8 protein-coding genes are annotated in these 4,873 nt (G+C 46.0%); 4 read left to right on the plus strand and 4 right to left on the minus strand.

Annotated elements, in window-relative coordinates; genetic code table 11:
- From AB7U21_RS10235 to AB7U21_RS10245, 3 genes are all read left to right on the plus strand, one after another.
- Nucleotides 1–218, plus strand: a 218-nt coding sequence (locus tag AB7U21_RS10235; protein WP_428388796.1) for a transporter substrate-binding domain-containing protein, incomplete at its 5' end; no start/stop codon positions are given.
- A 170-nt stretch (nt 219–388) separates the two neighbouring features.
- Entirely contained in the window at nt 389–1,081 is a 693-nt protein-coding gene (locus AB7U21_RS10240; RefSeq protein WP_333787956.1) for an amino acid ABC transporter permease, read from the plus strand.
- Nucleotides 1,068–1,790, plus strand: a complete 723-nt coding sequence (locus tag AB7U21_RS10245; RefSeq protein WP_428388798.1) for an amino acid ABC transporter ATP-binding protein — start codon at nt 1,068–1,070, stop codon at nt 1,788–1,790. Before AB7U21_RS10240 ends, AB7U21_RS10245 begins: the two co-directional genes overlap by 14 nt.
- 13 nt (nt 1,791–1,803) lie before the next feature.
- On the opposite strand, the gene AB7U21_RS10250 is transcribed toward AB7U21_RS10245, so the two are convergent.
- Both AB7U21_RS10250 and AB7U21_RS10255 read right to left on the minus strand, forming a co-directional pair.
- On the minus strand, nt 1,804–2,052 hold the full coding sequence (locus AB7U21_RS10250; protein WP_428388800.1) for a GNAT family N-acetyltransferase: 249 nt from the start codon (nt 2,050–2,052) through the stop codon (nt 1,804–1,806).
- Complete coding sequence (locus tag AB7U21_RS10255) at nt 1,953–2,258, minus strand: hypothetical protein (protein ID WP_428388806.1); 306 nt, start codon at nt 2,256–2,258, stop codon at nt 1,953–1,955. The genes AB7U21_RS10250 and AB7U21_RS10255 overlap by 100 nt, the downstream gene beginning before the upstream one ends.
- 407 nt (nt 2,259–2,665) lie before the next feature.
- Between AB7U21_RS10255 and AB7U21_RS10260 the strand changes: the two genes are divergently transcribed.
- Nucleotides 2,666–2,908, plus strand: coding sequence for a hypothetical protein (locus tag AB7U21_RS10260; protein ID WP_428388802.1), 243 nt, complete (start codon nt 2,666–2,668; stop codon nt 2,906–2,908).
- A 133-nt stretch (nt 2,909–3,041) separates the two neighbouring features.
- On the opposite strand, the gene AB7U21_RS10265 is transcribed toward AB7U21_RS10260, so the two are convergent.
- The gene (locus AB7U21_RS10265; RefSeq protein ID WP_333787953.1) at nt 3,042–3,569 is read right to left on the minus strand and encodes a tRNA (cytidine(56)-2'-O)-methyltransferase; all 528 of its coding nucleotides are present in this window, start codon (nt 3,567–3,569) and stop codon (nt 3,042–3,044) included.
- Between the two features lie 17 nt (nt 3,570–3,586).
- The coding region (locus tag AB7U21_RS10270) for an AMP phosphorylase (protein ID WP_428388804.1) at nt 3,587–4,873 on the minus strand (1,287 nt) is incomplete at its 5' end.

Below are 4,873 nucleotides of genomic sequence, written 5' to 3' on the forward strand. Positions count from 1 at the left end.
GTCGTGCAGACTTCACAATAAATGACCTGCCGGTAACTCAGGCTTTCATGAGCCAGAACCCAGGTGTCATAAAGATCGTGGATGATGAAATAACGAGTGATTCATACGGGTTCGCTGTAAAGAGCGGGAACACTGAGCTCCTTACTATGCTGAACCAGGGTCTTGCAAACGTCAAGGAAGATGGAACCTACGATCAGATAATGGCAAAATACTTCTGAAATTCGTAGTGGCATGCAACAAATGTTGCATGCAATAATTTTTGGTCTGACGTAGTTCACTTCCCATAAGAGCGAACTTATCGCCATGTTTATATTTCGTCCATGTGTTGGCTATAAAGCTATAAATAGAGTTTTTCAACTATTCTCCAATCCACCATGAGGTAGTGAAGTTGTCTCTCCTGGATACATATATAGATCACATCGTCAAAGTTTTCCCTGATCTTCTTTTGGGATCGATGGTGACCATAGAGGTCACAAGCCTGGGGGTGTTCTTTGGCCTTATCCTTGGAACAATATCAGGACTTGGAAAATTATCCCGAAAAAAAATTTTCCGCTATCCTTCCATTGCCTATGTGGACTTCATAAGGGGAACGCCACTTCTGGTGCAGATACTGCTTTTTTACTATGGTATCCCGGGTCTTTTTTCAAATGTAACGGGCAGACCACTATCAATAGACCCTATTCTTGCTGGTGTCATTGTTTGCAGCATAAACAGTGGAGCTTACATTGCAGAGATCGTGCGTGCAGGTATCCAGTCCATCGATAAAGGACAGATGGAAGCTGCTCGCTCTTTAGGTATGACAGAAACAATAGCTATGAAAGAGATCATCCTCCCCCAGGCTTTCAGAAGGATAATACCACCCCTGGGTAACGAATTTATAGCTTTGTTGAAAGACTCTTCCCTTCTGGCTGTCATCGGGGTGCATGAACTGCTAAAGAACGGCCAGCTTTATATTTCGAGGACCTTTGCATCTTTCCCTGTGTATATAGCTGTAGCCCTTATGTATCTTGTAATGACCATTGTAATATCCAGGCTGGTTGCATATTCTGAAAGGAGGCTTGGTGTAAGTGATAGAGATTAAGGACCTGTATAAGAGCTTTGGAGACCTGCAGGTTCTCAAAGGTATATCAGTTAAAGTGAAGGAAAGTGAAGTGTTCTGTGTTATAGGCCCCTCAGGCTCCGGAAAAAGTACGTTCCTGCGCTGTATCAACCTTCTGGAAAGACCCACTTCAGGAAACATCTGGATCGATGGGCAAAAAATAACAGACCCTCGTATTGATATCAATAAGATCCGGGAAGAGGTAGGCATGGTATTCCAGCATTTCAATCTCTTCCCTCATAAAACAACTCTGGAGAATGTATCACTTGCTCTTATCAAAGTAAGGAAAGTCCCAAAGGAAGAAGCCGAAAAAAGGGCACTGGAAATGTTGCGCAAGGTTGGGCTGGGAGATAAGGCACATGTGTATCCTGCCGCTCTTTCCGGCGGGCAAAAACAGCGAGTGGCAATAGCACGTGCGTTGGCCATGCGTCCGAAGGTCATGCTTTTTGATGAACCTACCTCGGCCCTTGATCCTGAAATGGTAGGAGAGGTACTGAATGTGATGAACGACCTGGCAAAGATGGGGATGACGATGGTAGTGGTCACCCATGAAATGGGATTTGCGCGGGAAGTCAGTGACAGAGTGCTTTTCATTGATGATGGCATGATAGTAGAGGAAGGAACACCACAGGATATATTCAGCCATGCAAGGAATGAAAGGACCATTGCGTTTTTGAGCAAGGTGCTTTAGTTCCTTAGGTGTTTTAAAATATCGTATCTGAGATCATCCTCTCATCCATGCGGTATATTATCCAGTCTTCAAGGGCCTGAGCACCGAACCTTTCGTAGAGCTTATATGCAGGGTTCCAATGCAAGGCACTACATTCCATCCGCCCGCAATCGAGTTCTTTGGCTATGCAGACGCATTTCGTGAACAAAGCAGCTCCAATCCCTTTGCCACGGTGCTCGGGAAGCACATATATGTCTTCCGGATATAATCCGGGTTTTCGCACGAATGTCGAAAAGTTGTGGAAAAAACCACAAAACCCCCTGGTACGCTATCAGGCTCAACTATAAGGGCTTCAGCATATGGCCTTTCCCCAAAGAAAGCTTTTTGAAGTTCATATTCTACGATCCCTTTTACAAATTCTAACACCAAAGGCATATCTTCGAGATCAGCACTGAGGATGATAAGATCACTTACAGGGATATCTTGCATGCCTGTGCACTGGTTTAGCACAATATTTAGAATTTCTCATATCTTGTGAGATATTATAAATTATTGTTAAATGAAACACATGAAAATAGAAGACCAATAAATTCTTATTCCTACCTTGGATGCACAATTGCATAATAGATTATTATTTTTTTACTCTAATGGAATATTATACGGGTCATCCGACTACGTAATTATCGATCCCAGTAAAAAACCGAAAGATTTATAACGCATAGATATTATGCTATTCACCTACTATATAGTGATATATACCATATAGTTAATAAATAGTAAAATGTCCGAATTGCGACCAATGGGTTCAAATACCAAGTCCCACACCGGTACTAAACTTAGTGGTCCGATATTGGCGTTTCACATATATGGGTACAATAACAGGCTAGGTGATTACGTTGAAGAAAATGCTTAACTTTTTAATACTGGGACTTCTGGTTATGGGCTTAGTGGCCATTTCCGGATGTGCAGACAAAGCTACCGAACAGGTTGAAGAAACCGTAAACGAAACCGTAAATGCTACTGAAGAGGTCATGAATGAAACAGCATATCCTGCAGTGGTCGGGGTAGAGGAAACAGCAGGAGAAGTCCTGAACGAAACCGTAGCAGCTGTCAACGAAACTTTGAACGAGACCATCTGAAACAGATGATGTTAAAGTCCATTGTTTTCAATAAGCAATTCTAAATAATAAAGGATGCAACAGTTGTTGCATCTCCTAACTTTTTCCCAATGTGCTTTTTCTTTTGCGGGTTCTTGTAAAAAAGAACAGATGATCATTGTCTTTCGATGACCTTTTTCCCCCGTTCCATAGGCACTATGGACAGTTGTCCTCCTGGCAATGAATTTTTCAGAGGATCAGTTACAGCTATGCGATCCATGGTTATGGCAATAGCTGCAACTTCAGAATGAGGCTGGTTACCTACTGCAATGTTCCAGTCTGCGAGGTCGTATATTTCGGATGGGACCTTTTCTGCACCCACCACTATCATGAGCTGCTCACATTGCCTGATCTCGTCCACAGCATCCGGAAGATTTATGCCGTACATAGAAAGATGGCAGACCTTCCCGCCTGCGTCTTTCCATTCCCTGACCTCATGCTTCCAGTTCACGTCGTTGGTAACGTAAAAGTTACCTCCCCAGCGGGTGGCCACGTCCTCGATGTTCTGCTTGATGCTGGGGTCATCAGAGGCGAGCAGCATACCTTCGGCACCAAGGGCCCGGGCTGTCAGCCCTACATGCGTGGTTATGCGCTTGTCCCTGAAGGCCCTGTGTCCGAGACGTAAGATCACTATTCTTCGCATGATGTTCACTGTACCCGTTAAACCTCGCGGATATCGGTCACCCTTTCAATGAGCATGCCTTCTACTATCAAGGGCGGGTCCTGTCTGGCACTCTTGAGAGCTGCCTGCAGTTTTGCCTCTTTTTCTGCATAGATGGTTATAACGGGTTCACCCTGCTGTACGGATTCGCCAAGTTTCCTGTGGATATACACACCAGCGCCTTTGTCGTTGGGTGCACCCGCCAGCCTTGCTATCTGTACAATGCGCTTGTTGCGGAACTCAATGATATATCCATTGCTGGGAGCTTTTATCTGTGCACTGAATTCACCGATCTGTATATCGTTACTGGTAACGTTGGGATCTCCACCCTGTATGGCTATTATTTCCTTGAGCTTGGCCAGAGCTTTGCCATTTTTGAGGGTCTCAAGTGCCAGATCGCGTCCCTGCCCCTTGGCTGCGACACCTCCCATCTCCAGAAGCATACCTGCAAGGCCAACACTTTTCTCAATAAGGCTGTTAGGGCCTTCCATGCTTTCCAGTACTGTAAGAGCCTCCCTGACCTCAAGGGCAGGACCAATGGTCCGTCCTACAGGAGATGAACCATAGGTAAGGGCACAATCAACATCCATTCCCAGACGCTCTCCGAGGTTTATGAGATCCCTGGCCAGCTTCCGCCCTGTTTTCATATCAGGTATCTTGGTACCGGAGCCCATGGGTATGTCTATAACTACTTTGTCTGCTCCCACAGCGCTCTTCTTTGCCATGATGGATGCAAGCAACTGGCAGTGCGGATCTATGGAGAGCGGATATTCCACCTTGATAAGCTTGTCATCAGCAGGGGCTATGTTGGTAGCTCCTCCCCACACTATGACCGCACCGACCTTCTGCGTCATTTCCTTGATCTGGGCGGCTGTGAATTCCACAGGTGCGAGCACCTGCATGAGGTCTGCAGTACCCCCTGCCCCTGTTATTGCCCTGGAGCTGGTCTTTGGTATGAGCAGGCCATTGGCTGCCACTATGGGCACTATGAGCAGGGTGATCTTGTTGCCTGGCACACCTCCGATAGAGTGCTTGTCCATGATAGGGTGCATGTCGAACTGTATCTTCTCTCCGGAGTCCACCATGGCACGGGTCAGCCACTCGGTCTCTTCCTCGGTCATATCGTGGATGTAAGAAGCTGTCAGGAAAGCTGAGATCTCTATATCTGTCAGGTTCTCTTCCACGATGTCCTTCACAAGCTCGTAGATCTCGTCCTTGGTAAGCTGCTGCTTGTCCATGACCTTCCTGATGATGCGTGCAGACTTGGGCTTTTCCGCAGGCTCCAC

It is taken from the genome of Methanomethylovorans sp., assembly GCF_050177135.1.
Lineage (GTDB): Archaea > Halobacteriota > Methanosarcinia > Methanosarcinales > Methanosarcinaceae > Methanomethylovorans.